The organism is Sulfitobacter sp. HNIBRBA3233 (assembly GCF_040149665.1).
In the GTDB taxonomy this organism is placed as follows: domain Bacteria; phylum Pseudomonadota; class Alphaproteobacteria; order Rhodobacterales; family Rhodobacteraceae; genus Sulfitobacter; species Sulfitobacter marinivivus.
Genome location: NZ_JBEFLP010000001.1, coordinates 1,756,532 through 1,780,994, shown reverse-complemented (window position 1 = coordinate 1,780,994; position 24,463 = coordinate 1,756,532). Strand labels below are relative to the sequence as shown.

Here is a 24,463-nt window from a genome sequence, read left to right as displayed (position 1 = left end):
GTCGACGCGCGATGACGTCCTCAGCTACAGAAGAAAACTAGGCACTGTCAGACGAAACTGGCTTCAGGCGGGCAGGGCGGCTTCTTAGCAATCAATGGATGACCAAACCTGATCCATTTCGCTGCTTCAAAACGAGCCGTAAGATAATCCGCCTGGCGGTGATGCTGTACATGCGGTTTTCGGCTGTCGCTGCGCAATTTGAAGTATCTTCTTCATGAGTGCGCTCTACAGAATAGACAATTTCAAGCCCAACCATGCCGCTGCTCTTTCGGAAGGGGCGCGGTATCGGCACGGCAAAACGGGCAGTGCCACTGGCCTTGTGGAGACTGGTTCGAATTGGTCTGCCAGCACCTGCCGGTCTTTTCAGCCGTCGCGGCCGGGGTCAGCGGGATTGCTCGAGAACAGGGCGATCTTGTTGCCTTGGGGATCCCTCAGGTAGCCCACGTAGAAATCCGCGCTGTAGGGGGCACGAAACCCCGGCTGGCCTTCGTCCGTGCCTCCCGCCGCAAGCGCCGCGGCATGCAGCTCGCGCACCTGTCTTTGGCTGCGCGCTTGGAACGCGATCATCACGCCGTTTCCGGCAGAAGAGGGGCGGCCATCGAACGTAGGCTTCACGTAGAAATCCGGCAGCATGGGCAACTGGCCCTGGGGCACAGGCAGCGCAAAGCTGAGACCGTCGGCCCCTTCTTTCAGGTCATATCCAAGGGCAGGCAAAAACGCCGTGTAGAACCGTTTCGCCCGCGCGATGTCATCCGCGCCAACCGTGACATAGGCGATCATGCAGCGTGTTCCTTTCTCCTGCGGGGCCTTGCGGGTGAAATACTGCACAGCTGCGGCCCCGCATACAATCCGCCCCAGCGACCTGACGGTTTCGGTGTGCCAAGCAAAGGACGACCGTGTCGCCAGCTTGCAGGAGGCGTGATCGCTTTGACAAATGCGCAACCGGGCCTCACCCTTGCTGCATGACCAGGCTGTTGATTGTCTATCATTCCCGTACCGACGGCACGCGCCAGATGGCGCAGGCGGCGGCAGAAGGCGCCGAGGGCGAGGTTTCGACGCTGCTGCAAACCGCTGACGAAACGTCACCCGAAGACGTGCTGGCGGCGGATGGGTATCTCTTTTGCGCGCCGGAAAACCTTGCGGCGCTGTCCGGTGCGATGAAGGAGTTCTTCGATCGCTGCTATTATCCCGTTTTGGGACGGATCGAGGGCCGCCCCTATGCCCAGTTGGTCTGCGCCGGATCGGACGGAGAGAACGCGGCCCGCCAGACGGCGCGAATCGCGAAGGGCTGGCGGCTTCGCGAAGTCCAGCCGCCGCTCATCGTCTGCACGAAGGCGCAAACGCCGGAAGAAATTCTCGCGACCAAGACCATCGGCGAAGCGGATCTGGACCGCTGCCGCGAGATCGGCACCGCGCTGGGTGCGGGCCTTGCGATGGGTGTATTCTAGCCCGCCGGGGGGCTGTTTCGGTTAAATCGCGGTCCTGCAACCGAGGGGTGTGCGGAAAGGTCACTCTTTTCGCGTAATTTTCAAGGAATTGATGAAAAGGTTCCCCTTTTCATGGATTTACGTTTATTCACAAGTATATTGTTTTGTGGCTTTACGATACTCATTTCTTTTAATCAGGACACCAGGTGCACCATAAACGAGTTAATTTGAGGTCGATGTTCGGCTTCAGGATCGCGCGGGTACAGGCGCGGTTATCAGCCCAGATCGCGCAGTTGTTGCGCGATCATCAGCGGCTATCGGTCATGCAGTGGCGGGTTTTGTTCATGCTCGATGCGCTGGGCAAGACGACACCGGCAGAGATCGTGCGCGAGACCGGCCTGGACAAGGGCCAGTTGAGCCGGACAATCCGCGACATGACAGAGCGGGGTCTGCTGGAAGCGGTCCCCAACACCGATGACATGCGCGGGCAGGTCATCGACTTCAGCGAACGCGGACGTGCCTTGTTTCAGAAGGTTCGGCCCCTGATCTATGACCGTCAGGACCGGTTGCTGTCGGTCATGTCTGAAGAGGAGCGAAAGACCTTCATCCGGGTGCTCGACCTGCTAGAGGACGAAATGAACCGGATCGACGCCGAGGAAAATTGATTGCGCGTGCGGGCCGGGCAACCGGTTCGTTGGGACGCGGCGCGCGCTTGCGGCCCTCGCGGCCACTGGCCCCCGGCGTCGCTTCGGTGCAAAGTCTTTTTCCAGCATGATGGAGGCGCCCATGGGCCGCATATTTTCAGATGCCAGACGGCCCGTCCACGCCGGCCCCTATCCCTGCGAAATGCTGGCGCGGCAGAAGGATCTGCCCGATCTGGAGGCCATCGCGGTTTCGCCTGCGCTGACCTTCGCGCGCGCGGAGGATGGGCCTTCGATCATCAACGCGATGCGCGACCATCAGGCGATGATGGATGCGATCCGCGAGGGCCTTGTGAACGGGGCCGTGGCCGAAGTGCCCGACGACCCGCTCACCCGCGCGCAACATCTCAAGGCGTTCGGATATTTCTGTGACGCCGCCGGGGTCGGGATCTGTGAAATCCCCGGTGCGGCTGTGCTGGCGCGGCCTCACCTCAACCCCGATCTTGCCCGCCTGTCCGAAGACCTCAAGACGCGCCAGACCAAAACGCTGGCGTCGGGGATCGACAGCATCATGGCCGATCTCAAGGAGGCGCTGGACGCGGAGCCCACCACCATCGACGCGCATACCCACGCGCTGGTCCTGATGTACGAAAACCCCCGCGCTCCGGCGGTGGGGGAGGCGGGGTGCGACTGGATCATGGACGCCCAGGCCCACCGCGCGGCGCTGCTGGCCTCGGAAACGGCGGTTGTCTTGGCGGGATACCTGCGCTTGCTGGGATACCGCGCGCGGGCGCATACCGCGTCGTGCAGCGATGTCGATGCAGGTCGGATGGCGGCGGCGGCGGGGCTTGTCACGCTTGAAGATGGGACGCTGAAACACCCCTACATCGGGACGCGGTTCGGACTTGCCGTGGTGACGACCGATTTTGCCATGGCACCCGACCTGCCGCTGGCCCCGATGGCGCAACAGCCCGCCCGCGCCTTTGGGCTGGCGTGGAAAACCGGCCTGCGGTCGGCCAAGCGCGCATCGACGGCAACGCCCTACGCCAAACGCCGCTTCCGTGACGGGGCTCACCCGTTCGAGCGGCTGAAACGTGTCGATACGCCGACAACCTACATAGACGAGCCGAACGTCGCGCGGGTGCCAAAGCGTGCGGATATGTTCGCGCGCGCCCAGTTCGGCGACATGGGCAAGAAGGTGCAGGACACCGCGCGCGGAGGGCAGTACATCCGGCGATCCGCCCCCGCGATGGCGCAGCGCCGGGCGCTGGGCGCGTTCACGCTTCTGCAGGACGGTGCGGCAGCGCCAACGCGGCGCGAGTTCACGGCGCGACAGGCTGCCGATCTGGTCAAGGCGACGGCCTATTGGCTGGGCGCGGATGCGGTCGGCGTTTCACGGTGCCCCGACTGGACATGGTACAGCCACGACGCGCGCGGCGCGCCCATCGACCCGCCCCACGATCAGGCCATCTCGATCATTATCGATCAGGGGTTCGAAACGATGGAGGGCGCGTCGGGCGATGACTGGATCTCGGTCGCGCAGTCCATGCGTGCCTATCTGCGGTTCTCGCTGATCGGCGGCGTCCTGGCGGCGCAGCTGCGCCGGCTCGGATACGGGGCGAAGGCGCACACGGTCACCGACGGTGAAGTCCTGCAACCGCCGTTGCTGCTGCTCAGCGGTCTGGGCGAGGTCAGCCGCATCGGCGAGGTCATTCTGAACCCGTTTCTGGGGCCGAGGCTGAAGTCCGGTGTGGTCACGACCGATCTGCCGATGGAGCATGACCGCCCCATCGATTTCGGGCTCCAGCGGTTTTGCGAATCGTGCAACAAATGCGCCCGCGAATGCCCCTCCGGCGCGATCACCGCCGGTCCGAAGCTGATGTTCAACGGCTACGAGATCTGGAAATCCGACAGCCAGAAATGCGCGACATACCGGTTGGGCACACCGGGGGGCGCGATGTGCGGACGGTGCATGAAAACCTGTCCCTGGAACCTTGAGGGCGTGTTCAAGGAGGCCCCGTTCCGCTGGGCCGCGATGAACGTGCCGCAGCTTGCGCCCGCGCTGGCGCGGATTGACGACGCGGCGGGGCGCGGCGGGATCAACCCGGTCAAGAAATGGTGGTGGGACATCGAGGTGAAGGAAGACGGCGGATACCGCGCCGCTGATGCCCCCGTGAATGCGCGGTCCCTTCAGCGCGGGTTGAAATTGCGCTACGCCGACCAGACGCTGGCCGTCTATCCCGCCCCTCTGGCGCCGCCGCCGTGGCCCTATCCGCATCCGATGGACCGCGAGCGCGGGATCGAGGCCTATCAGGCGATGATCACCGCCGATGAATATCGCGCCCGCGCGGCGCGGGGCGCGGCGCCCCAGCATGTCTATACCGTGCCCGGCGAGAGCCCCGTTCTGGAACTTGAGATCGCGCAGGCGGTCAGGATGACGCCCGAAATCACAAGGTTCCGCTTTCGCCGCCCCGACGGGGGGGATCTGCCAGCGTGGGAGGCGGGCGCGCACCTCGATATCGTGGTGGCGCCGGATTACCTGCGGCAATACTCCATGTCGGGCGATCCTGCCGACAGATCCTGCTACGAAATCGGCGTGCTGCGCGAGGATCACGGGCGCGGCGGATCGAAACTGCTGCACCGCATCTTTGCCGAAGGACGCAGGGTGTTCGTTTCTCGGCCCATCAACCACTTCCCGCTGCACGACGCGCCGTTCTCGTTGCTGATGGGCGGGGGGATCGGTGTGACGCCGATGATCGCGATGGCGCACCAGCTCCACGCCAGCGGAAGGCGTTTTGCTTTGCACTATTCGGGACGAAGCCGGTCGCGCATGGCCTATCTGGACGATCTGGCGCAGTTGCCATGGGCGGATCGCGTCACGCTGCACATCAGCGACGAGGGCAGCCGCGCGTATATCTCGCGGATCGTGTCGGACCTGCCGAAGGGTGCCCATGTCTACACCTGCGGTGCTGAACCCTTCATGCAGGCCGTTGTCGAGACGGCAAAGGCCGCGGACCTGCCCGAAGAGGCCGTGCATCTGGAGTATTTCGCGGTTCCGGAAAGGGCCGAGACGCCAAGCGCGCCCTTTACACTCAAGCTCGCCCGCTCCGGCAGGGAATTTACCGTGCCAGCGGACCGCAGTGCCGCCGATGTGCTGGTCGAGAACGGCTATCACGTCGATCTCAAATGCGCCGACGGGATTTGCGGGGTGTGCCGCTGCGGTGTGATCTCGGGCGAGGTGGATCACCGCGACTTCGTGCTGTCCAAAGCGCAGCGCGCGCAGGAGATCATCCTGTGCCAGAGCCGCGCCGCCACAGCGGGCGGCACGGTCGAGATCGATCTTTAGCGCGGCCCTTTACGGGAATTTGACCGCCGGTTTGATGGTGCTGGTGCAGGTGCCGAAACCGACGGTATAGCCGTCACCCTTCGCCGCGCCGTGCAGGGTCAGGGTATCGCCGTCCTCGATAAAGCTGCGGGTCTGTCCGCCGCCGATGTCGATGGGATCCTCTCCGCCCCAGGTCAGTTCCAGCAGGCAACCGCGCTGGTGCTTGCCCGCACCCGAAATGGTGCCCGACCCCAGCAGATCGCCCGGTGTCATGGCGCAGCCCGAACTCGCGTGATGGGCCAGTTGCTGCGCGGAGGAGTAATACATCTCGCTGTAGTTGGTTTCGCAGATGGTCGTCTCCTCGCCGCCCTCCGGGCGCAACGTGACCGACAGCGCGATATCGTAAAGCATCGGGCGCGGCTCTTGCAGATAGGGCAGCAGATCGCGCTCGCGGGCGGGCGTGGATGTGCGGAACGGCTCCAGCGCCGCCCGTGTCACGATCCACGGGCTGATCGACGTGGCAAATGCCTTGGCCTGAAAAGGCCCGAGCGGCTGGTATTCCCAAGCCTGAATGTCGCGCGCCGACCAGTCGTTCAACAAAACGTAGCCAAAGATCATCTCGTCGGCCTGTGCGACCGTCACCGGATGGCCCAGTTCCGAAGCGCTGCCGACAATCGCCCCCATTTCAAGTTCGATATCGAGCCGTTTGCTGGGGCCGAAGACGGGCGCATTGGCATCCGGCGCCTTGGTCTGGCCGTTGGGCCGGATGATGTCGGTGCCCGATACCACGACGGAGGACGCGCGCCCGTTGTAACCGATGGGCATGTGCAGCCAGTTTGGCGGCAGCGCGTTTTCGGCACCGCGAAACATGGTGCCGACATTGCTCGCGTGGTGTTTGCCCGCGTAGAAATCTGTATATTCCGCCACCACCAGCGGCATTTCCATCCGTGCCTCAGCCATCGGGACCAGATGCGGCGCAACGGCGGCCTGCTCGGTGGAGTCGATGTGCAAAAGACCCATCAGGCGCAGGCGCAGGATTTCCCAAGCCTCCGGGCCCAACTCCATCACGTCGTTCCAGTAGGGCACATCGAACACGGGGTCATCGGCCAGTTCGATCAGCCGTGCCTCTTCCACGGCGGCCATATCGAGGATCATGTCGCCGATGGCCACACCGCAGCGCGGCTCGAGGCTGTTGGTCGAGAACACGCCGTAGGGCAGGTTATTGAGCGGAAACGGGCAGGCGGCGTCATTCGCGCTTTCCACCCAAGAGGTCATCAATGTCATCGCGGTATCCTTTCGGGGCAGGGCGGTCGCGCCTCTGCGCGGGTGTTCCGGTTCGCGGATCGGCGTAGGCCGTATGGCGGTCGCCGGGATCCGGGTTACTGGTCGTTGGGGAAGATACTAGGCCGGGGGCACGCCGGGAACAGGACAATTCGGATTGCTCCGGACGGGTGGGCTGCAGCCCGTTGCGCCACTGACGCGGGCAATGCGCGCGCGCCATTGTGCCGGTGGCACCAAAGGCGACGCTCAGTCCTGCGCGGTGCCGCCCATAGCGCCATGGGTGGAATGGGCGGTCCCGCCGTGGCCCTGTGATCCGCGTTTTTCCACGTTGAACGCCACCGCCAGCGGGCCCGCGCGCTCGAACTCAAGCGTGGCCTCGAACCTGTCGCCCTCTGCCCATTCCTGCCCCGACAGGCCCATGAACATGATGTGCAGGCCTCCGGGTTGCAGGATCACGGTTTCTCCTGCGGGGATGTCGATCCGTTCCTGCCGGGCCATGCGGGCAACGCCCATGTCGTCGGTTTCGGATTTGTGGATCTCGACGCGCTCCAGGCTTTCGCCGCGCAACCCGATCAGCGCGTCATCGGTGCTGCCGGTGTTGGTCAGTGTCAGATATCCGACGCCGACGGCCCCCGAAGCGGGTTTTTCAAAACTGCGCGGGTGATCGACGGAAATATCGCCGGCCCTGTATTCCTGCGCCAAAAGTGCTGTCGCGGAAAGAAGCGCCGCCGTGGCGATCGAGAGGATGGTTTTCATGGTCATATCCGTTTTTGTGCGCCCCGATGTGAACGCTGGTATCTTCTGGATGATGCGGCCTTCGGCCCTGTGGCGATGCCCGCGCCGTGCGGGTCGCCCGGTACAATGACATCCGCCAAGGCGGGCGTGATCGGCGCAGCGCTGGCGCGATGCCCGACAGGCAGCGTCGCACGCACCGCAAAAACCGCAGGCGTCAACGCGGTGTAAGTGGGGGAAATGTGTAGGGCGGTCATGCCGCACCTCTATGCGTCACACGCCGCCTGTACCAGTCCGAAACCCTGCGGCACCCTGCCGCCGGGGCCGGAAAAGTGCCGCCCCGGCGCGGGGGGATGCGCGCGGGGCGGCGGTCCTTCGAGGTAAGCCGAAGGGCCGATCCGGCACCCCTATGGCGGGGATACCGGACTATCGTGGATCGTCCGGGGATCGTTCCGGGCAATCAGGCGTCTTGATCGGGCAGCGTGCCGATGGTCACGTCCAGCGTTTCTTCGCGTCCTTTGCGCAGCAGCACGATCTGTGCGCTGTCATCGGGCTCCGTCAGGGCGACGGCACGGGTCAGGTCGCGCAGTTCCTGCACTTCCTTCCCAGCATAGGTGAGGATGATGTCACCGGTTTTCAAGCCTGCCCTCGCGGCGGGGCTGTCCTCGGTAACGGCCTCGACCACGGCACCGCGCGGGTTGTCATACCCGAGAACTTCGGCGACCTCTTCGCTCATCGGGCGGATCTGAACACCCAGCCAGCCGCGTGTTACCCTGCCGTCGTCACCCAGATCCTCGACCACGTCGACCACCAGATCGGATGGCACGGCGAAACCGATGCCGACAGAGCCGCCGCCGGGCGAAATGATCGCGCTGTTCACGCCGATAACCTCACCTTCATTGTTGAACAGCGGCCCGCCCGAATTGCCACGGTTGATCGCGGCATCGGTCTGGATGAACTCGTCGTAGGGGCCCGCGTTGATGTTGCGCGATTTGGCCGAGATGATGCCCGACGTCACGGTCGAGCTGAGGCCGAAGGGATTGCCCACCGCCACGACTTCGTCGCCCACGCGCATTTCCTCGGAGGAGCCGAAGGTCACGAAAGGCAGCTTCGCGTCCGAGGTGATCTTGAGCACGGCAATATCGGTCGCGGGGTCCGACCCGATAACCTCGGCGTCGTAGGTGCGGCCATCGGTCAGGGTCACGCTGACTGTCTGCGCGCCGGCGACCACGTGATGGTTGGTCACGATCTCGCCGTCCTGCGAGATGATGAAACCCGATCCCAGCCCCTGCTGCGGACGGGCCTCGGGCAGCCGGTCACCGAACTGGCGGCGCAGGGCCTCGGGCATGTTCGGTGGAAGCTGGCCACCGGTTGGCTGGGCCGCGGTCACCTCGATGAAGACGACGGCGGGGGCGACTTCTTCGACCAGATCGCCGTAGCCACCAGGGGGAACCGCCAGCGCGATCCCGGGCAGGGCAACGGAAGCAACAAGCGCGAGAGAGGCGGATTTGGAAAGCACAGATGTCATCTGGAACTCCTTTGAATTCTTCGTTTCGATGACACATCAGATGCGCGCCCAGCATTACGCGGACACCCACCCGCGCTATACAAAACTGTAATTTCACACGCAGGTGCAGGACGAAGGCCGACGCGCTATATGGAAACACTATGAAGATACTCGTGATCGAAGACGATGTGACCACCGGCGGCTATATCGCGCGCGGCCTGCGCGAAGAGGGCCACGTTGTCGATTTGCTCGATAACGGGCGCGACGGGCTGGTCGAAGCGGCGTCCGGCACCTACGACGTGATGATCGTGGACCGTATGTTGCCGGGCGTCGACGGGCTGACGCTGCTGAAGACCGTGCGCGGGGCAGGCAACACCACGCCCGTGCTGTTCCTCACAGCCATGGGATCGGTCGAAGACCGCATCGCGGGGCTGAACGCGGGGGCGGACGACTATCTGGTCAAACCCTTCGCCTTTGGCGAGTTATCGGCGCGCGTGGCGGCGCTGGGGCGGCGGCCGCAGACATCCGATCTGGAAACCACGCTTGTGGCGGGGGATCTGACGGTCGATCTGCTGACCCGCAAGGTAACGCGCGCAGGGCAGGAAATAGATCTGCTGCCGCGCGAATTCGCGCTGCTGGAGTTTCTGCTGCGGCGCAAGGGGCGGGTGCAGACGCGCACCATGCTTCTGGAAGGGGTGTGGGATCTGTCCTTCGATCCCATGACCAACGTGGTCGAAACCCACATCAGCCGTCTGCGCGCCAAGGTCGATAAACCGTTCGACAGCGATATCATCAAGACGGTACGCGGCGCAGGCTACAGGATCGACGGATGAGGCGCCTGTGGCGGTCGACCCCCCTGCGGCTGGCGCTGGCGCTGGTGGTGCTTTTCACCACCGTGAGCCTTCTGAGCCTCGCCGCAAGCTATGCCGTCAGCCGTGCAGCGTTTGAGCAGGCGATCCGCGATGATCTGGCGCAGGACCTGGCCGGTTTCCGCGCCGCACCTTCGGCGCGCGCCGTCGCCATATTGGTGCAGGCAGAATCCCGCGAAACCGATCCCGACCGTCTGGTGCTGAGCTACCTGTCGCCCGCCGGGCAGGTTTACGGCAACGGGGCGGTCGCGCGCGACGACGAAGGGTTTCACATCCTGTCGCTGGAGGACGGTGGCACGGCGCTCGAGGGCGAGTATCTGGCGCTGAGCACAAACCTCTTCGGCGGTCAGTTGACCATCGCCCGCAGCCGCGCGGAAATCGAGGCGCTGCGCCCCGTGTTCGTCAATATCCTGCTGGTCAGCCTGTTGCCCACCGCGTTGATCGCGCTTTGGGGCGGCGTGTTCCTCGCACGGCGATCCAACCGCCACGTCGAGGTGATCCGGGGTGCCCTCGAGAAACTCACCGGCGGCGATCTGGCCACCCGGGTTGAACCGGGGCCGCGCTGGGCCGACGATTTCGTCCGCATCGGCACCGCGATCAACGGCATGGCGCAGGCGCAGGAACGGTCGGTCACCGCGCTCCGGCAGGTGTCATCGGATATCGCCCACGATCTGAAAACGCCGGTGCAACGGGTGTCCGTCCAGCTGGAAGCGCTGGCCGAGAAGGTGGAACCGGACACCCCCGCCGCCGATCTGGTGGCGCAGACGCGCGCAGAAGTCGAGGGTATCGCCGCGACATTCCACGCGCTGCTGCAACTGGCGCAGGTCGAAAACAGCAGCCTGCGCAGTGCCTTTCGGCCGGTCGATCTCGCAGCGCTTTGCCGCACCATGGTCGAGGTTTACGAACCCACAGCCGTTGCCGGAAACCGGACGCTGCTGTGCACCCTGCCTGAGGACGCGCTGGCCGTGACGGGCGAGCGCAATCTGCTGGGCCAGATGCTGGCGAACCTGATCGAGAACGCGCTGCGCCATACGCCCGAAGGCAGCCGGATCGCCGTTATCTTGGCGCGGGGCGCGACCGGCAACGTCCGCCTGATCGTAGAGGATGACGGGCCGGGCGTGCCCGAATCCGAGCGCGCGGCGGTGTTGCAGCGTCTCTACCGGCTGGACCGCAGCCGCCATACGCCCGGCAACGGGCTCGGGCTCAGCCTCGTGGAAGGGGTGGCCAGATTGCACCGGGCAACGCTGTCCCTGACGGATGCGAAACCGGGCCTTCGCGTGGAGATCGAGTTCCCCAGTTCCTGACCGGTGGCAGATTTCTGACCTGCGGGCGTTGTTTTCTGCTAATCCTTTGATGCGGCAAACCGCCTTCTTTGCCATTGGCGATGCTTTACCTAGATGGTTGGCAGAACATCAGAAAGGACCTTCATGATGCTTGACGGTTTCTCGGCAGAGGTGCTGGCGCGGTTTCAATTCGCCTTCACCGTCTCCTTTCACATCATCTTTCCGGCCTTTTCCATCGGCCTGGCAAGCTATCTTGCGGTGCTGAACGCGCTCTGGCTGAAAACCGGCAACGAAACCTACAAGGTTCTGTTCGAATACTGGAAAAAGATCTTCGCGGTCGCCTTTGCCATGGGCGTCGTGTCGGGCATCGTGATGTCCTATCAGTTCGGTACGAACTGGTCCGTCTTTTCTGACCGCGCGGGGCCGGTCATCGGCCCGCTCATGGCCTATGAGGTGCTGTCGGCTTTCTTCCTCGAGGCCGGATTTCTGGGCATCATGCTTTTCGGGCGCGAGCGTGTGGGCAACGGCCTGCACATGGTCGCGACCGCTGTTGTGGCCTTCGGCACATTGCTGTCGGCGACGTGGATCCTGTCGGTCAACAGCTGGATGCACACGCCCGCGGGATACGGCGTCAATGATGTGGGGCAATTCGTTCCCGAAGACTGGTGGGCCATCGTCTTCAACCCCTCCTTCCCCTACCGTCTGGTGCATATGGTGCTGGCCGCATACCTGACGACCGCCTTGGTCGTGGGGGCTGTCGGTGCGCTTCATCTGCTGCGCGACCGCTACGACATGGCCAGCCGCAAGATGTTCTCGATGGCGATGTGGATGCTGGTGGTGGTGACACCGCTGCAGATCGTGGCGGGCGATTTCCACGGGCTCAACACGCTTGAACACCAGCCGGCAAAAGTGATGGCGATGGAGGGGCATTACGACAGCCACCCCGAGGGCGCACCGCTGATCCTGTTCGGCGTCCCGAACCCGGATGAAAAGCGGATTGATTACGCGCTGGAGATCCCCAAGCTCAGCTCGCTGATCCTCAAGCACGATCTGAACGCGCCGCTGGCCGGACTGGATACGATCCCCGACGAGGACGAGCCGTCCGTCGCCATCGTCTTCTGGTCTTTCCGGATCATGATCTCGCTCGGCTTTGCGATGCTGGGGCTGGGGCTGTGGGCGCTCGTGCAGCGCCTGCGCGGCCGGCTCTATACTGCGCCGCTGCTGCACCGCGCGGCGCTTGCGATGGGACCGATGGGTTTCGTGGCGGTGTTGGCGGGCTGGGTCACGACCGAAGTCGGGCGGCAACCGTTCACGGTTTACGGCCTCATGCGGACCTCTGACAGCCTCGCGCCCATTGCGGCACCGGCGGTGGCGGCATCGCTGACCGCGTTCATCGTCGTCTATTTCTTCGTTTTCGGCGCCGGTACCTATTACCTGCTGCGGATGATGAACAAGCCGGTGAAGGAAGTCAGCAGCAAACCGTTCCGCAAGGAAGGGCCGATCCGGTCTTCGGGCACCACGCCCATCGCGCAGTCGATGAAACGCGAAGGGGGGACAGCGTGATGTTTGGTCTTGAGCTTTCATTCATCTGGGCGGGGATCATCGCCTTCGCTGTGCTGGTCTACGTCGTCCTTGACGGGTTCGATCTGGGCATCGGGCTGCTGTTTCCGCTGACCGATGACGAGGAAGAGCGCAGCGTGATGATGAACTCGGTCTCGCCGGTCTGGGACGGAAACGAAACCTGGCTGGTGCTGGGGGGCGGCGGGCTGTTCGCTGTCTTTCCGCTGGCCTATTCGGTTGTGATGCCCGCGCTCTACATGCCGATCATCCTGATGCTCTTGGGGTTGGTGTTCCGCGGCGTCGCCTTCGAGTACCGCTGGCGGACCGAACGCTGGAAACCGCTTTGGGATCTGGGCTTCTTCGGCGGATCGCTGACGGCGGCCTTCTGTCAGGGGATCGCGCTGGGCGCGCTTGTGCAGGGGATCGAGATCGAGAACCGCGCCTACGCGGGCGGTTGGTGGGATTGGCTCACGCCGTTTTCCATCCTGTGCGGGGTGGCTGTCACCATCGGCTACGCGATGCTCGGCGCGACATGGCTCAACATGAAGCTGGAGGGCCGGATCCAGAGTCACATGCGCAGCCTTGCGTGGCCTGCGGCAATCGGCACGGTGATCTGCATGGGGCTGGTCAGCCTGTGGACGCCGTTTCTGGACTCCGTCTACTTTTCGCGCTGGTTCGCGTGGCCGACAGCGGCCTTCAGCGCGGTTGTGCCAGTTCTGGTTGCCGTCGCCGTGGCCGGCTTGTTTTTCGGTCTGCAAAAGCGGCAGGAGGTGCGGCCTTTTCTTTGTGCGCAGGCGCTGTTCGTGCTGGGGTTCATCGGAATCGGCATCAGCTTCTATCCGCATATCGTCCCGCCCAGCCTGACCATCGTGGACGCGGCGGCACCGGACGAAAGCCTGATCTTCGCGCTTGTCGGCACGCTGGTGCTGGTCCCGATGATCCTGATCTATACCGGCTACGCCTACTGGGTTTTCCGCGGCAAGGTCGATCCCGAAGAGGGGTATCACTGATGGCCAAACCGTGGGGAAAGAGGATTGCGTGGTTCGTCTTCCTCTGGGTTGCGAGCGTCGCCGTACTGGGTGCTGTGGCCTATGCGATCAGGCTTGCCATCGTGCCCTGAGGCGGGCTTGTCTTCTTCGGGGGGCGCGGGCAGTCTGCGCGCCAGGAAACAGGAGACACCCCATGCGCGCGATGCAGCTTACCGCCCACGATCAGCCTCTGGAACTGCGCGAGATCGACAAGCCGCAGCCCCGCGCGGGCGAGGTTCTGGTCAAGGTAGCGGCCTGTGGCCTGAATTTCGGTGATCTGCTGATCATCAAGGGCACCTATCAGGAAAAGCCGCCGCTTCCCGCGACATTGGGCATGGAGCTGGCCGGCACGGTCGAAGCCGTGGGCGAGGGTGTGAGGGATCTGGAACCCGGCCAGCGCATCGCGGCCTATTCCGGGTTTCACGGGCTGGCCGATTATGCCGCCATTCCCGCCGACATATGTGTCCAGATCCCCGACGAGATGTCCTTCGAGGATGCCGCGGCGTTTCTGATCGCCTATGGCACCAGCCACGTCGCCCTCGACTACAAGGCGCGCATGCGACCCGGTGAGCGGCTTCTGGTGCTGGGGGCGTCCGGTGGTGTCGGACTGACTGCTGTGGAGCTGGGCAAGGTCATGGGCGCAGAGGTGATTGCCTGCGCACGGGGCGAGGAGAAGCTCGAAATCTGCCGCAGGATGGGCGCCGATCACACGATCGATTCAGACAGCGGCGATATCCGCGAGGTCGTGAAATCGCTGGGCGGTGCCGATGTCGTCTATGATCCGGTAGGCGGCGACCAGTTCAAGGCCGCGCTGCGGGCCTGCAACCGCGAAGCCCGCATCCTGCCGCTCGGCTTTGCCAGTGGCGAGGTGCCGCAAATTCCGGCCAACATCATTCTGGTCAAGAACATCAGTGTTCTGGGCCTCTACTGGGGCGGTTATGCGGCGCTGAACCCCAAGGTGCTTACCGACAGTTTCAGGACGCTCACCGACTGGTACGTTGAGGGCAAGATCCGCCCGCACGTCAGCAATGTGCTGCCACTGGAGCGGACCCACGAGGGGCTGGAGTTGCTGCGCACGCGCAAGGCCACGGGCAAGGTCGTGATCACCACGTCCTAGTGGCGTCTTGCCACCGGGCGCGGTGTGACACGGCGCGCCACGGCGCGCTCGCGGAAGAAGACAAAGAGACCCGAGGCGAGGATCAGCGCGATGCCGGTCCAGACTTCCCAGCTGGGCAGATCGCCGAAAACGGCGAAGCCCCAGAACACGGCAAGCGGCAGGCCGATGTATTCGAATGGCGCGACCGTCGCCGCATCCGCGATCCGGTAGGCCTGGCTGAGGCAATACCCGATCAGCGCGCCGTTCACCCCCATGCCGATCAGCACCCAGAAGTCCTGCGGCGCGGGCCAGACCCACGCGCGCAGAAGAAAGATCAGGGACCGGTTTTCCAGACCTTCCGCAAGCCTTCCGTCACCGGCCACCAGATAGAACCCGACCGAGACCAGAACGAATGTGCCCTGAATGTAGATGGCCAGCACCGACGCGGGGGCCTTCATGCCCAGCCGCCGTGTCATCAACTGGTTCAGCGCATAGGTCAGGGCCGACAGCACGGGCAGCAACAGGACCAGCCGCGACACGTCAAGGCTGGCGCTGCTCTCCCACGGGCGCTGCATGATCACCACGCCGATGAACCCCAGAACGACCGCCCCCAGCCGCAGCGGGCCGACACGTTCGCCAAGGATCGGGATCGACAGCAGGGTGATGAACAGCGGCGCGGCAAAGAACAGCGCGGTCGCATCCGCCAAGGGCAGTACCGCGAGCGCCAGAAAATAGGCCATGTTCGCCACCACGACCAGCAACCCGCGCATCACATGCAGACCCGGCGCATCGGTTCTCAGCGCCGCAAACCCGCCTTCGAACCGCAGGATGGCAAAGGTGCAGATCAGCGCGATGAACGAGCGAAAGAAAACGATCTGGTGCAGCGGGTAGCCGGACGAAAGCTGTTTGATCAGCATATCGTTGAGCGAGATGCAAAGCACCCCGAACAGCACAAAGGCGATCGCGGCGCCCGCGCGGTTTTGGGGAAGAGTGGTCATGGCCAGAGGTTTGATCAAATCCGTTGACCCTGTCCACCCCCAATGCCGCACACCCTTGTTGACCGGCGCCGTTCCGTCCTAGGTAGAGGCTCCCAAGACCGGAGCACCACCATGTCCCCCATCGTTGACGTACAGGACCTGCGCAAATCCTACGCGGACGGGTTCGAAGCCCTCAAAGGCGTGAACCTGCAAATCGAGGAAGGAGAGATCCTTGCCCTTCTGGGGCCGAACGGGGCGGGCAAGACCACGCTGATTTCCACCATTTGCGGCATCACGACTGCAACCTCCGGCGCGGTCAAGGTCGGCGGGCATGACACTGTCAGCGATTTTCGCGCCGCGCGGTCGATGATCGGTCTGGTCCCGCAAGAGATCAACCTCGAGCCGTTCGAACGGGTGCAGAACACGGTGAAATTCTCGCGCGGTCTGTTCGGCAAGCGTGCCGATCCTGCGCTGATGGAAAAGATCCTCAAGCAGCTTTCGCTGTGGGACAAGCGCGACAACCAGATCCGCGAGCTGTCGGGCGGTATGAAGCGCCGTGTGCTGATCGCCAAGGCCTTGGCCCACGAGCCGCGCGTATTGTTTCTGGACGAGCCGACAGCGGGCGTGGACGTGGAGCTACGCCGCGACATGTGGGAGATCGTCGCCGACCTGAAGCGCGACGGTGTGACGATCATCCTGACCACCCACTATATCGAAGAGGCCGAGGCCATCGCCGACCGGATCGGTGTGATCTCGAAGGGCGAGATCCTGCTGGTGGAAGACAAGGACAAGCTGATGGCGCGGATGGGCAAGAAGGAACTGGAAGTGCAGTTGACCGAACGGATCGACGCGATTCCCGAAAGCCTCAGATCCGACGCGCTGCGGCTTTCTGCGGACGGGCAGGCGCTGATCTATACCTACGATGTGAACCGCGAACGTACCGGCATCACCAAGCTCTTGTCCGAAGTCTCCGCTGCGGGGCTGGTCCTGCGCGACGTGGTGACGCGACAGTCGAGCCTTGAGGAGATTTTCGTGGGCCTCGTACACGAAGGAGAAGACGCATGAACTGGACGGCGGTAAAATCCATATACGTTTTCGAGATGGCGCGTTTCTTTCGCACCATCATGCAAAGCTTCATCTCGCCCGTGGTGTCCACGTCGCTCTATTTCGTGGTCTTCGGGGCGGCCATCGGCAGCCGCATCGACCAGATCGAGGGGGTCAGCTATGGGGCGTTCATCGTGCCCGGGCTGATCATGCTCAGCGTCATCACCCAGTCGATCAGCAACGCAAGCTTCGGCATCTACTTTCCCAAGTTCATCGGTACGATCTTCGAGTTGCTGTCCGCTCCGGTGAATTTTCTGGAAATCGTCATGGGCTATGTCGGGGCCGCGGCGACCAAGGCGCTGTTTATCGGGACGATCATTCTGGCCACGGCCTATCTGTTCGTCGATTTCGAGATCATGCACCCGCTGGCGATGGTCGGGTTTCTGGTGCTGACCTGCATCAGCTTTGCGCTGATGGGCTTTATCATCGGCATCTGGGCAGGCAATTTCGAGCAGCTGCAGCTTGTGCCGCTGCTGATCATCACGCCGCTGATCTTCCTTGGCGGGTCGTTCTATTCCATCACCATGCTGCCGCCGGTGTGGCAGACGATTTCGCATTTCAACCCGGTGGTCTATCTGATCTCGGGCTTCCGGTGGTCGTTCTATGGCTCTGCGGATGTCCCCATCGGGATCAGCCTGCTGGCGATTGCCGCCTTCACCACCCTGTGCCTTGGGATAATCTGGTGGATCTTCCGCACGGGCTGGCGCATCCGGGAATAATCGGGGCGCGCTCCTTGTTGCGGGCGGCGGGGCGTTCTACATAGGCCAGCATGACAGAATGGTTTCCTTTCCTGAAAAAGCAGCCCACCGTCGCCGTTATCCGCCTGTCTGGTGTGATCGGAGCGACGGGGCGTGGTGTGCTCAGCGACGCAACGCTGGGTCCGGTGATCGAAAAGGCGTTTTCCAAAGGCAAGCCCGCAGCCGTCGCGCTTGAGATCAATTCGCCCGGCGGCAGCCCGGTGCAGTCCTCGCTGATCGGTGCGCGTATCCGGCGCCTTGCCGAGGAAAAGGAAATCCCCGTAATCGCCTTTGTCGAGGATGTCGCCGCCTCCGGTGGCTATTGGCTGGCCGCTGCGGCGGACGAAATCTATGCCGATCCGTCCTCGGTTGTGGGGTCCATCGGCGTGATCTCGGCCGGCTTCGGCCTGCACGAGCTGATCGGCCGCTACGGGATCGAGCGGCGCGTCTATACCGCAGGCCAGTCGAAATCCATGCTCGACCCGTTCCGCCCGGCCAAGGACGAGGATATCGAGCGGCTCAAGGAGCTGCTTGAGGATATCCATGTGAACTTCAAGGATCACGTCACCGCGCGCCGGTCCGGTAAGCTGCCGGAGGACCGTGATCTGTTTACCGGAGAGATCTGGCTGGCGCGGCGCGCCACCGAGCTGGGATTGATCGACGGGATCGGTCATCTGAAACCGCATCTCAAGGACCGTTTCGGCGACAAGGTCAAATTCCGCCGCTACGGCATCAAGAAGGGCCTGCTGTCGCGCTTTGGCGCGCGGATCGTGGCCGATGCGCTAGGCGCCGTCGAAGAACGTGCGGAATACGCACGGTTCGGGCTTTAGAATGATCCTGAAGATCGTCGCACTGTTCCTCGTCTTTATTGGGGTCTTGGGCTGGTTCGGTAAAATGCACTGGATCGGCGGCAAAACCCTTACCCAGAAGAAGTGTCGCTCCTGCGGGCGCTTTCGCATCGGCAAGGGGCCATGCCCCTGTGAAGGGGGGCGGGGATGATCCTTCAGGTGTGGCTGCTGGCGGGCCTTGGCCTTCTTATTCTGGTGTGCGCGGGGGACGCGCTGGTCAAGGGTGCGGTAAACCTCAGCCTGCGGGTGGGGATACCCGCGCTGATCGTTTCGCTGACCATCGTGGCCTTCGGGACCTCCGCGCCCGAGCTTCTGATCTCGATCAAGGCGGTGCTGGACGATGTGCCGGGCATCGCGCTGGGCAACGTCGTGGGATCAAATACCGCGAATGTCCTTCTGGTCCTGGGCCTGCCTGCGCTGCTTGCGACGATGCATACTTCGGAATGCGACACGCGCACGTCCTACAAGCAGATGATCGCCGCCACGGTGCTGTTCATCATTCTGGCCTTCCGCGGTGTCTTCGACTGGATCGCGGCTGTCGTGCTTCTGCTGGCGCTTGCCGTGATGCTTTATACCGCTGCGCGGGATGCCCGTGCCCACCGCAACGGGGAGCAGGCCTGCGCCACCGATGTGGAAGAGGACCTCGAAGGGGTCGACCCGGACATGCCCGGCTGGAAAATCGGTCTCTACCTCGCGCTTGGCCTGATCGGCCTGCCGGCTGGCGCATCGCTGCTAGTGGACAACGCGACGATCATCGCGCGCGAGTTCGGGGTCAGCGATACCGTTATCGGCCTGACCCTCGTCGCCGTCGGGACCTCTCTGCCCGAGCTGGCGACGACCGTTGCCGCGGCCCTGCGGCGTCAGGCGGATGTGGCGCTGGGCAACGTCATCGGGTCGAACATGTTCAACCTTCTGGCGATCATCGGCATTGCCAGCCTTGTCGGTCCGATCCGTGTCGATCCCGAGTTCCTGCGTTTCGATCTGTGGGTCATGCTGGCCTCCTCGCTTATTCTGGTTCCCTTCGTGTTTATGGGCTGGAATATCACGCGGTTCTGGGGGATCGCATTGACCGCGCTCTATGTCGCCTATCTCTACGTGATACTGGCATTCTAGGGAGATCCCATGACACGAGCTTTGGTAACAGGGGCGGGGCACCGTCTGGGCCGCGCAATGGCGCTTACACTGGGGCAGCGCGGCTATGACGTCGCGGTACATTACGCAAGCTCTCGGGAGGGCGCGCAGGAGGTCGTGGACGAATTGCGGGCCATGGGGCGCAACGCGCAGCCCGTCCAGGCGGATCTTCTGAACCTTGACGAGATGGAAGGCCTGTTGCCGCGGGCCGCTGAGGCGCTGGGCGGCAAGATCACCTGCCTGATCAACAACGCCTCCATCTTCGAGTACGACAATATCGACACGGCAACCCGTGAAAGCTGGGACCGCCATATCAACTCGAACCTGCGCGCGCCCTTCGTTCTCAGCCAGGCGATGAGCCAGCAGGGGCTGACGCCGGGCGAGGATGAAAACGGCGAGGCTGTCGCAGCGGGCGTGATCGTCAACATGATCGACCAGCGTGTGCGCAAACCAACGCCTGAGTTCATGACCTACGGCCTGGCCAAGATGGGGCTCTGGGCTCTCACGCAAACGCTGTCTCAGGCGCTGGCACCGGCGATCCGCGTGAACGCGATCGGGCCAGGGCCCACGCTGAAAGGCGGCCGGCAATCCGAAGAGCATTTCCGCAAACAGCGCGAGGCGCTGATCCTCGAGCGCGGACCCGATCCAAGCGATATCTGCCGGACGCTGGAATACTTTCTGGATATGCCTTCTGTCACCGGTCAACTGGTCTGTGTGGACGGCGGGCAACACCTGGCCTGGCGCACGCCGGACGTGGTCGGAGTGGAGTAAACGCAGGTGACTACAGGAGTTTTGCACCGGTACCGTATCGCGCTGTGAGATGTTACCTTAGGTCAGTTTTGGAGGCGGGAGATTTGCGCTTCAATAAAAATAGTTAACGTTTTCAATGATGTATATTGATGCCCATTTATTGGGCACATTAACGAACTCTTTAGAATTGAAGGCAAAATACATAGCTTCCAAAAGTTATACGCGCAGTTATCCACAGGAACGGTGGACATGTTTCGCATTGATCGGATCTGCGAAACGTGAAGAGGAAAGAGAATCGACAGACCATGCCCGGAACGGACCAGACGCAACCACTCGGACACGAGGTTATCCAAGGATATCTTCGCACGCTCGACGGGTCACCGGGCGTCTACAGGATGCTGGATTCGGAAAGCCGCGTTCTCTATGTCGGCAAGGCACGCAATCTGAAAGCACGGGTCAGCAGCTATGCGCGGCCCACCGGTCACAGCCCGCGCATCGCGCGGATGATCTCGAATACCGCCTCGATGATGTTCCTGACGACGCGCACCGAAACCGAGGCGCTGTTGCTCGAGCAAAACCTCATCAAGCAGCTCAAGCCGAAGTTCAACGTGCTGCTGCGCGACGACAAGAGTTTCCCCAACATTCTCGTGACGACGGACCACGACTACCCGCAGATCAAGAAGCATCGCGGTGCGAAGAAGGAAAAGGGCGCATATTACGGCCCCTTCGCCAGCGCGGGGGCGGTGAACCGGACATTGAACCAGCTCCAGCGGGTGTTCCTGCTGCGTGATTGCAGCAATTCGCAGTTCGAAAGCCGCACGCGCCCGTGCCTGCAACACCAGATCAAGCGGTGTTCGGCGCCCTGCGTGGGCAAGATCAGTGCCGCGGATTATGCCCAGACCGTGCGCGACGCGCAGAAGTTCCTGTCGGGCAAGACGACCGATATTCAGGGCCGCCTTGCCGCCGAGATGGCGCAGGCGAGCGAGGATATGGAATTCGAACGCGCCGCCGCCCTGCGGGACCGGATCAAGGCGCTGACGCAAGTGCAGACCGCACAGGGCATCAACCCCAGGAACGTGACCGAAGCCGACATCATCGCGCTCCACCTTCAGGACGGTCAGGCCTGTGTGCAGGTGTTCTTCATCCGCTCCGGCCAGAACTGGGGCAACCACGACTACTATCCGCGCGTGGGCGACGATGTGGATGCCGCCGAGGTGCTGGAGGCCTTCGTCGGGCAATTCTACGACACCCGTGAGCCGCCCCGCCAGCTGATCCTGAGCAACGAGATCGAGAACCCCGATCTGATGGCCGAAGCCCTGGGCACCAAGATCGACCGCAAGGTCGAGATACTGGTGCCGCAGCGGGGCGAGAAGGCAGAGCTGATCGACAGTGCCCTGCGCAACGCCCGCGAGAGCCTTGCCCGCAAGATGGCCGAAAGCGCCACCCAGACGAAACTGCTGCGCGGTATCGCGGAAGCCTTCGATCTAGAAGCGGTGCCAGAGCGGATCGAGGTCTACGACAACTCGCATATTCAGGGGGCCTACGCCGTTGGCGCGATGATCGTCGCGGGGCCGGAAGGGTTGATGAAGAACCAGTACCGCAAGTTCAATATCCGCGGCGACAGCCTTACCCCCGGCGATGATTTCGGCATGATGAAAGAGGTCCTGACCCGCCGGTTCAAGCGCCTGATCAAGGAGGACCCGGAGCGGAAGGAAGGCCATTGGCCCGATCTTCTGCTGATCGACGGCGGCGCGGGGCAGGTCAGCGCCGTGCGCGAGATCATGCGCGAATACGGGGTAGAGGATATTCCCATGGTGGGCGTGGCCAAGGGCGAGGACCGTGACGCGGGCAAGGAAGAGTTCTACCGTACCGGCAAGCCGGTGAAGGCGCTGCGGCACAACGATCCGGTCCTCTATTTCATCCAGCGGCTCAGGGACGAGGCGCACAGGTTCGCCATCGGCACCCACCGCGCGAAGCGGGCGAAATCCGTGGGGGCAACCCCGCTCGATGACGTGCCGGGCGTCGGGGCTGCGCGCAAACGCGCGCTGCTGGCGCATTTCGGATCGGCCAAGGCGGTATCGCGCGCCAACCTGAGCGATCTCAAGGCGGTCGACGGTGTGTCCGATGCGCTGGCCGAGACGATCTATGCCTACTTCCACGAGGGGGCCTGAGAGCATGTTTGTGGCATTATTCGCTGGCGGGCGGGGCTCGGTCCTTTTACCCGGCACGGCCTGCGTATAGGGTGCGCCCATGACACTGAATTTTCCCAACAGCCTGACTGTTCTGCGTCTTCTTGCGGCCCCCGCCGTGGCTGTGATGTTTCTCTACTTCACGCGGCCCTATGCGGACTGGTTCGCGCTGTTGCTTTTCGTCTCTGCGGCGGTGACGGACTGGTTTGACGGTTATCTGGCGCGCAGCTGGAAACAAGAGACCAAACTGGGCGCGATGCTGGACCCGATCGCGGACAAGGCGATGGTGGTGATCGCCCTGATGGTGATCGTCGGCTTCTCCAGCTGGTCGCCGTGGCTGATCCTGCCCGCGACGGTGATCCTGTTCCGCGAGGTTTTCGTATCGGGCCTGCGCGAGTTTCTGGGCGACACTGCCGGGACGCTGAAGGTGACCAAGCTGGCGAAATGGAAAACCACGGTGCAGATGACCGCGATCGCCGTCCTGTTCAGTCAGGGGGTGTTCGAACACTACCTCGGCATGAGCGTCTACGGCATGGACGCGGCGATGGTGCAGGGCATCCTGAGCGGCCAGCAGGAAGACGTGCTGGGGCTGGGGTGGAAGGTGGCTGCGACTGACTGGTCCGGCATCGTCGGGCTGATCCTGTTGTGGCTGGCGGCGGCGCTGACGGCCATCACAGGCTGGGATTATTTCCGCAAGGCGCTGCCCTATCTGAAGGATGAAAGCTAATGGACGTTCTTTATTTCGCTTGGGTCCGCGAACGCATCGGCATCGCCCGCGAGACCGTGAACACATCGGCGCCGACGGTGAACGATCTGGTGGACGAGCTGCGCGCGCGCGAGGAACGCTATGCCGCCGCCTTCGAGGATACCTCGGCGCTTCGCGTGGCGCTGGATCAGGAACTCTCCGAATTCGACGCATCCCTAGAAGGGGTGCGCGAAGTTGCGTTTTTCCCGCCGATGACGGGCGGCTGATATGCGGATTTCGGTGCAGAGCGAACCGTTCGATCTGGGACGCGAGACCGCGGAATTCGCCCGCGCGCGCACCGACATGGGTGCCGTCGTCACCTTCACCGGTGTGGTCCGTGATCTGCCCGGATCGACATTGCACGCGATGGAGATCGAACACTATCCGGGGATGACCGAAGGCGCGCTGAAAAAGATCGCGACCGAGGCGCGCGACCGGTTTGCCCTGGGCGATGTGCTGGTCATCCACCGCTTCGGGCGGCTGACCCCGGGCGAGATGATCATGATGGTCGCCACCGCAGCGCCGCACCGCAAGGATGCCTTTGACGCGGCGGAATTCCTCATGGACTACCTCAAAAGCCGCGCACCCTTCTGGAAGCGTGAAATCACCGAAGACGGTGCCGCGTGGGTTGCGGCCCGCGACGCCGACGAACGCGCACTCGAGAGGTGGTCGGGCGATCCTGCAGGGGATTGATCTGGATCAACGCGGCCTGCGGCAGGACCTGCGATTCTCGCGACATCCAACACAGGAGAACACGCAATGTTCAAATCCATCATCATCGGATACGACGGGTCGGATCCGGCGGCCCGCGCGATCAAGACGGGCTGCGCGCTGGCCAATTCGCTGGGCGCACGCGTCGAGATCATGCACACCCCCCGCGGAGAGACAGTGACCCACGCCGCCGAGGTCATCTCGGGCGTCTATGTGGGGCAGACCGCGGCGCAGGCCGACATGTTGCGCGAAGCGGCGGAGCATATGGCGCAGCAGGCCAAGGAAATCGCGGCTGAAGCGGATGTGAAAGACGTCGAGGTCCATATCGGCACGGGCGATCCGGCGCATGATATCGTATCGCGCGCCAAGGCGATCAATGCCGATCTGATCGTGACGGGCCGGCGTGGGCTGGGGGATTTGGGCGCGCTGGTGTTGGGAAGCACGTCGCACCAGATCAGCAAGCTTGCGCCCTGCGCGTGTCTGACGGTGCCCTAGGGCCCGACGGCACTATTCCGACCGGAC

The 24,463-nt window shown here is 63.3% G+C and carries 25 protein-coding genes and 1 pseudogene; 21 read left to right on the top strand and 5 right to left on the bottom strand.

Annotated features, from left to right (window positions below; genetic code table 11):
- Window positions 1-98: 98 nt before the first annotated feature.
- Window positions 99-219 (top strand): annotated as a pseudogene (locus tag ABMC89_RS08630) (IS6 family transposase); the annotation flags it as partial.
- A 144-nt stretch (window positions 220-363) separates the two neighbouring features.
- Here ABMC89_RS08630 and ABMC89_RS08625 read toward each other — a convergent pair.
- Window positions 364-780: a VOC family protein gene (locus ABMC89_RS08625; RefSeq protein WP_349567224.1), complete on the bottom strand. Its 417-nt coding sequence runs from the start codon at window positions 778-780 to the stop codon at window positions 364-366.
- Between the two features lie 182 nt (window positions 781-962).
- Between ABMC89_RS08625 and ABMC89_RS08620 the strand changes: the two genes are divergently transcribed.
- From ABMC89_RS08620 to ABMC89_RS08610, 3 genes are all read left to right on the top strand, one after another.
- Window positions 963-1,448 carry a flavodoxin family protein gene (locus tag ABMC89_RS08620; RefSeq protein WP_349567222.1) on the top strand — a complete coding sequence of 162 codons (486 nt, stop codon included), beginning with the start codon at window positions 963-965 and terminating at the stop codon, window positions 1,446-1,448.
- A 215-nt stretch (window positions 1,449-1,663) separates the two neighbouring features.
- A complete protein-coding gene (locus ABMC89_RS08615) occupies window positions 1,664-2,092 on the top strand; it encodes a MarR family winged helix-turn-helix transcriptional regulator (protein WP_349568575.1) in 429 nt (142 codons plus the stop codon).
- A 121-nt stretch (window positions 2,093-2,213) separates the two neighbouring features.
- Complete coding sequence (locus ABMC89_RS08610; RefSeq protein ID WP_349567220.1) at window positions 2,214-5,414, top strand: 2Fe-2S iron-sulfur cluster-binding protein; 3,201 nt, start codon at window positions 2,214-2,216, stop codon at window positions 5,412-5,414.
- A 9-nt stretch (window positions 5,415-5,423) separates the two neighbouring features.
- Here ABMC89_RS08610 and fahA read toward each other — a convergent pair whose 3' ends face one another.
- The 3 genes from fahA to ABMC89_RS08595 all read right to left on the bottom strand — a co-directional run bounded on the left by fahA (window position 5,424) and on the right by ABMC89_RS08595 (window position 8,934).
- On the bottom strand, window positions 5,424-6,677 hold the full coding sequence (gene fahA / locus ABMC89_RS08605; RefSeq protein WP_349567218.1) for a fumarylacetoacetase: 1,254 nt from the start codon (window positions 6,675-6,677) through the stop codon (window positions 5,424-5,426).
- Between the two features lie 243 nt (window positions 6,678-6,920).
- Window positions 6,921-7,430 carry a copper chaperone PCu(A)C gene (locus ABMC89_RS08600; protein WP_349567216.1) on the bottom strand — a complete coding sequence of 170 codons (510 nt, stop codon included), beginning with the start codon at window positions 7,428-7,430 and terminating at the stop codon, window positions 6,921-6,923.
- Window positions 7,431-7,866: 436 nt separating this feature from the next.
- Window positions 7,867-8,934, bottom strand: a complete 1,068-nt coding sequence (locus ABMC89_RS08595) for a Do family serine endopeptidase (RefSeq protein ID WP_349567214.1) — start codon at window positions 8,932-8,934, stop codon at window positions 7,867-7,869.
- A 140-nt stretch (window positions 8,935-9,074) separates the two neighbouring features.
- Between ABMC89_RS08595 and ABMC89_RS08590 the strand changes: the two genes are divergently transcribed.
- From ABMC89_RS08590 to ABMC89_RS08565, 6 genes are all read left to right on the top strand, one after another.
- Complete coding sequence (locus ABMC89_RS08590) at window positions 9,075-9,746, top strand: winged helix-turn-helix domain-containing protein (RefSeq protein ID WP_349567212.1); 672 nt, start codon at window positions 9,075-9,077, stop codon at window positions 9,744-9,746.
- Complete coding sequence (locus tag ABMC89_RS08585) at window positions 9,743-11,086, top strand: sensor histidine kinase (RefSeq protein WP_349567210.1); 1,344 nt, start codon at window positions 9,743-9,745, stop codon at window positions 11,084-11,086. Before ABMC89_RS08590 ends, ABMC89_RS08585 begins: the two co-directional genes overlap by 4 nt.
- Window positions 11,087-11,212: 126 nt before the next feature.
- A complete protein-coding gene (locus ABMC89_RS08580; RefSeq protein WP_349567208.1) occupies window positions 11,213-12,628 on the top strand; it encodes a cytochrome ubiquinol oxidase subunit I in 1,416 nt (471 codons plus the stop codon).
- Window positions 12,628-13,635, top strand: coding sequence for a cytochrome d ubiquinol oxidase subunit II (gene cydB / locus ABMC89_RS08575; RefSeq protein ID WP_349568573.1), 1,008 nt, complete (start codon window positions 12,628-12,630; stop codon window positions 13,633-13,635). The genes ABMC89_RS08580 and cydB overlap by 1 nt, the downstream gene beginning before the upstream one ends.
- Window positions 13,635-13,745, top strand: a complete 111-nt coding sequence (locus ABMC89_RS08570) for a DUF2474 family protein (protein ID WP_349567206.1) — start codon at window positions 13,635-13,637, stop codon at window positions 13,743-13,745. Before cydB ends, ABMC89_RS08570 begins: the two co-directional genes overlap by 1 nt.
- 62 nt (window positions 13,746-13,807) lie before the next feature.
- The gene (locus ABMC89_RS08565; RefSeq protein ID WP_349567204.1) at window positions 13,808-14,770 is read left to right on the top strand and encodes an NADPH:quinone oxidoreductase family protein; all 963 of its coding nucleotides are present in this window, start codon (window positions 13,808-13,810) and stop codon (window positions 14,768-14,770) included.
- On the opposite strand, the gene ABMC89_RS08560 is transcribed toward ABMC89_RS08565, so the two are convergent.
- Window positions 14,767-15,747: a DMT family transporter gene (locus ABMC89_RS08560; RefSeq protein ID WP_349567202.1), complete on the bottom strand. Its 981-nt coding sequence runs from the start codon at window positions 15,745-15,747 to the stop codon at window positions 14,767-14,769. The genes ABMC89_RS08565 and ABMC89_RS08560 overlap by 4 nt on opposite strands.
- Window positions 15,748-15,858: 111 nt before the next feature.
- Here ABMC89_RS08560 and ABMC89_RS08555 point away from each other — a divergent pair, with 111 nt between their 5' ends.
- The 11 genes from ABMC89_RS08555 (at window position 15,859) to ABMC89_RS08505 (ending at window position 24,436) form a co-directional block, all read left to right on the top strand.
- Window positions 15,859-16,791: an ABC transporter ATP-binding protein gene (locus ABMC89_RS08555; RefSeq protein WP_349567200.1), complete on the top strand. Its 933-nt coding sequence runs from the start codon at window positions 15,859-15,861 to the stop codon at window positions 16,789-16,791.
- Entirely contained in the window at window positions 16,788-17,549 is a 762-nt protein-coding gene (locus ABMC89_RS08550; RefSeq protein ID WP_349567198.1) for an ABC transporter permease, read from the top strand. The genes ABMC89_RS08555 and ABMC89_RS08550 overlap by 4 nt, the downstream gene beginning before the upstream one ends.
- Window positions 17,550-17,599: 50 nt before the next feature.
- Window positions 17,600-18,397, top strand: coding sequence for a S49 family peptidase (locus ABMC89_RS08545; protein ID WP_349567196.1), 798 nt, complete (start codon window positions 17,600-17,602; stop codon window positions 18,395-18,397).
- A gap of 1 nt (window position 18,398) precedes the next feature.
- Window positions 18,399-18,566: a hypothetical protein gene (locus tag ABMC89_RS08540; protein WP_349567194.1), complete on the top strand. Its 168-nt coding sequence runs from the start codon at window positions 18,399-18,401 to the stop codon at window positions 18,564-18,566.
- Window positions 18,563-19,528, top strand: a complete 966-nt coding sequence (locus tag ABMC89_RS08535) for a calcium/sodium antiporter (RefSeq protein WP_349567192.1) — start codon at window positions 18,563-18,565, stop codon at window positions 19,526-19,528. Before ABMC89_RS08540 ends, ABMC89_RS08535 begins: the two co-directional genes overlap by 4 nt.
- A gap of 9 nt (window positions 19,529-19,537) precedes the next feature.
- The gene (locus tag ABMC89_RS08530; protein ID WP_349567190.1) at window positions 19,538-20,317 is read left to right on the top strand and encodes an SDR family oxidoreductase; all 780 of its coding nucleotides are present in this window, start codon (window positions 19,538-19,540) and stop codon (window positions 20,315-20,317) included.
- Between the two features lie 284 nt (window positions 20,318-20,601).
- The gene (gene uvrC, locus ABMC89_RS08525; protein ID WP_349567188.1) at window positions 20,602-22,467 is read left to right on the top strand and encodes an excinuclease ABC subunit UvrC; all 1,866 of its coding nucleotides are present in this window, start codon (window positions 20,602-20,604) and stop codon (window positions 22,465-22,467) included.
- A gap of 79 nt (window positions 22,468-22,546) precedes the next feature.
- Window positions 22,547-23,212 (top strand): CDP-diacylglycerol--glycerol-3-phosphate 3-phosphatidyltransferase, encoded by a 666-nt coding sequence (gene pgsA, locus ABMC89_RS08520; RefSeq protein WP_349567186.1) that lies wholly within the window; start codon window positions 22,547-22,549, stop codon window positions 23,210-23,212.
- The gene (gene moaD, locus ABMC89_RS08515) at window positions 23,212-23,457 is read left to right on the top strand and encodes a molybdopterin converting factor subunit 1 (RefSeq protein WP_349567184.1); all 246 of its coding nucleotides are present in this window, start codon (window positions 23,212-23,214) and stop codon (window positions 23,455-23,457) included. Before pgsA ends, moaD begins: the two co-directional genes overlap by 1 nt.
- A gap of 1 nt (window position 23,458) precedes the next feature.
- A complete protein-coding gene (locus tag ABMC89_RS08510; protein ID WP_349567182.1) occupies window positions 23,459-23,923 on the top strand; it encodes a molybdenum cofactor biosynthesis protein MoaE in 465 nt (154 codons plus the stop codon).
- A gap of 66 nt (window positions 23,924-23,989) precedes the next feature.
- The gene (locus ABMC89_RS08505; RefSeq protein ID WP_349567180.1) at window positions 23,990-24,436 is read left to right on the top strand and encodes a universal stress protein; all 447 of its coding nucleotides are present in this window, start codon (window positions 23,990-23,992) and stop codon (window positions 24,434-24,436) included.
- Window positions 24,437-24,463 lie beyond the last annotated feature (27 nt).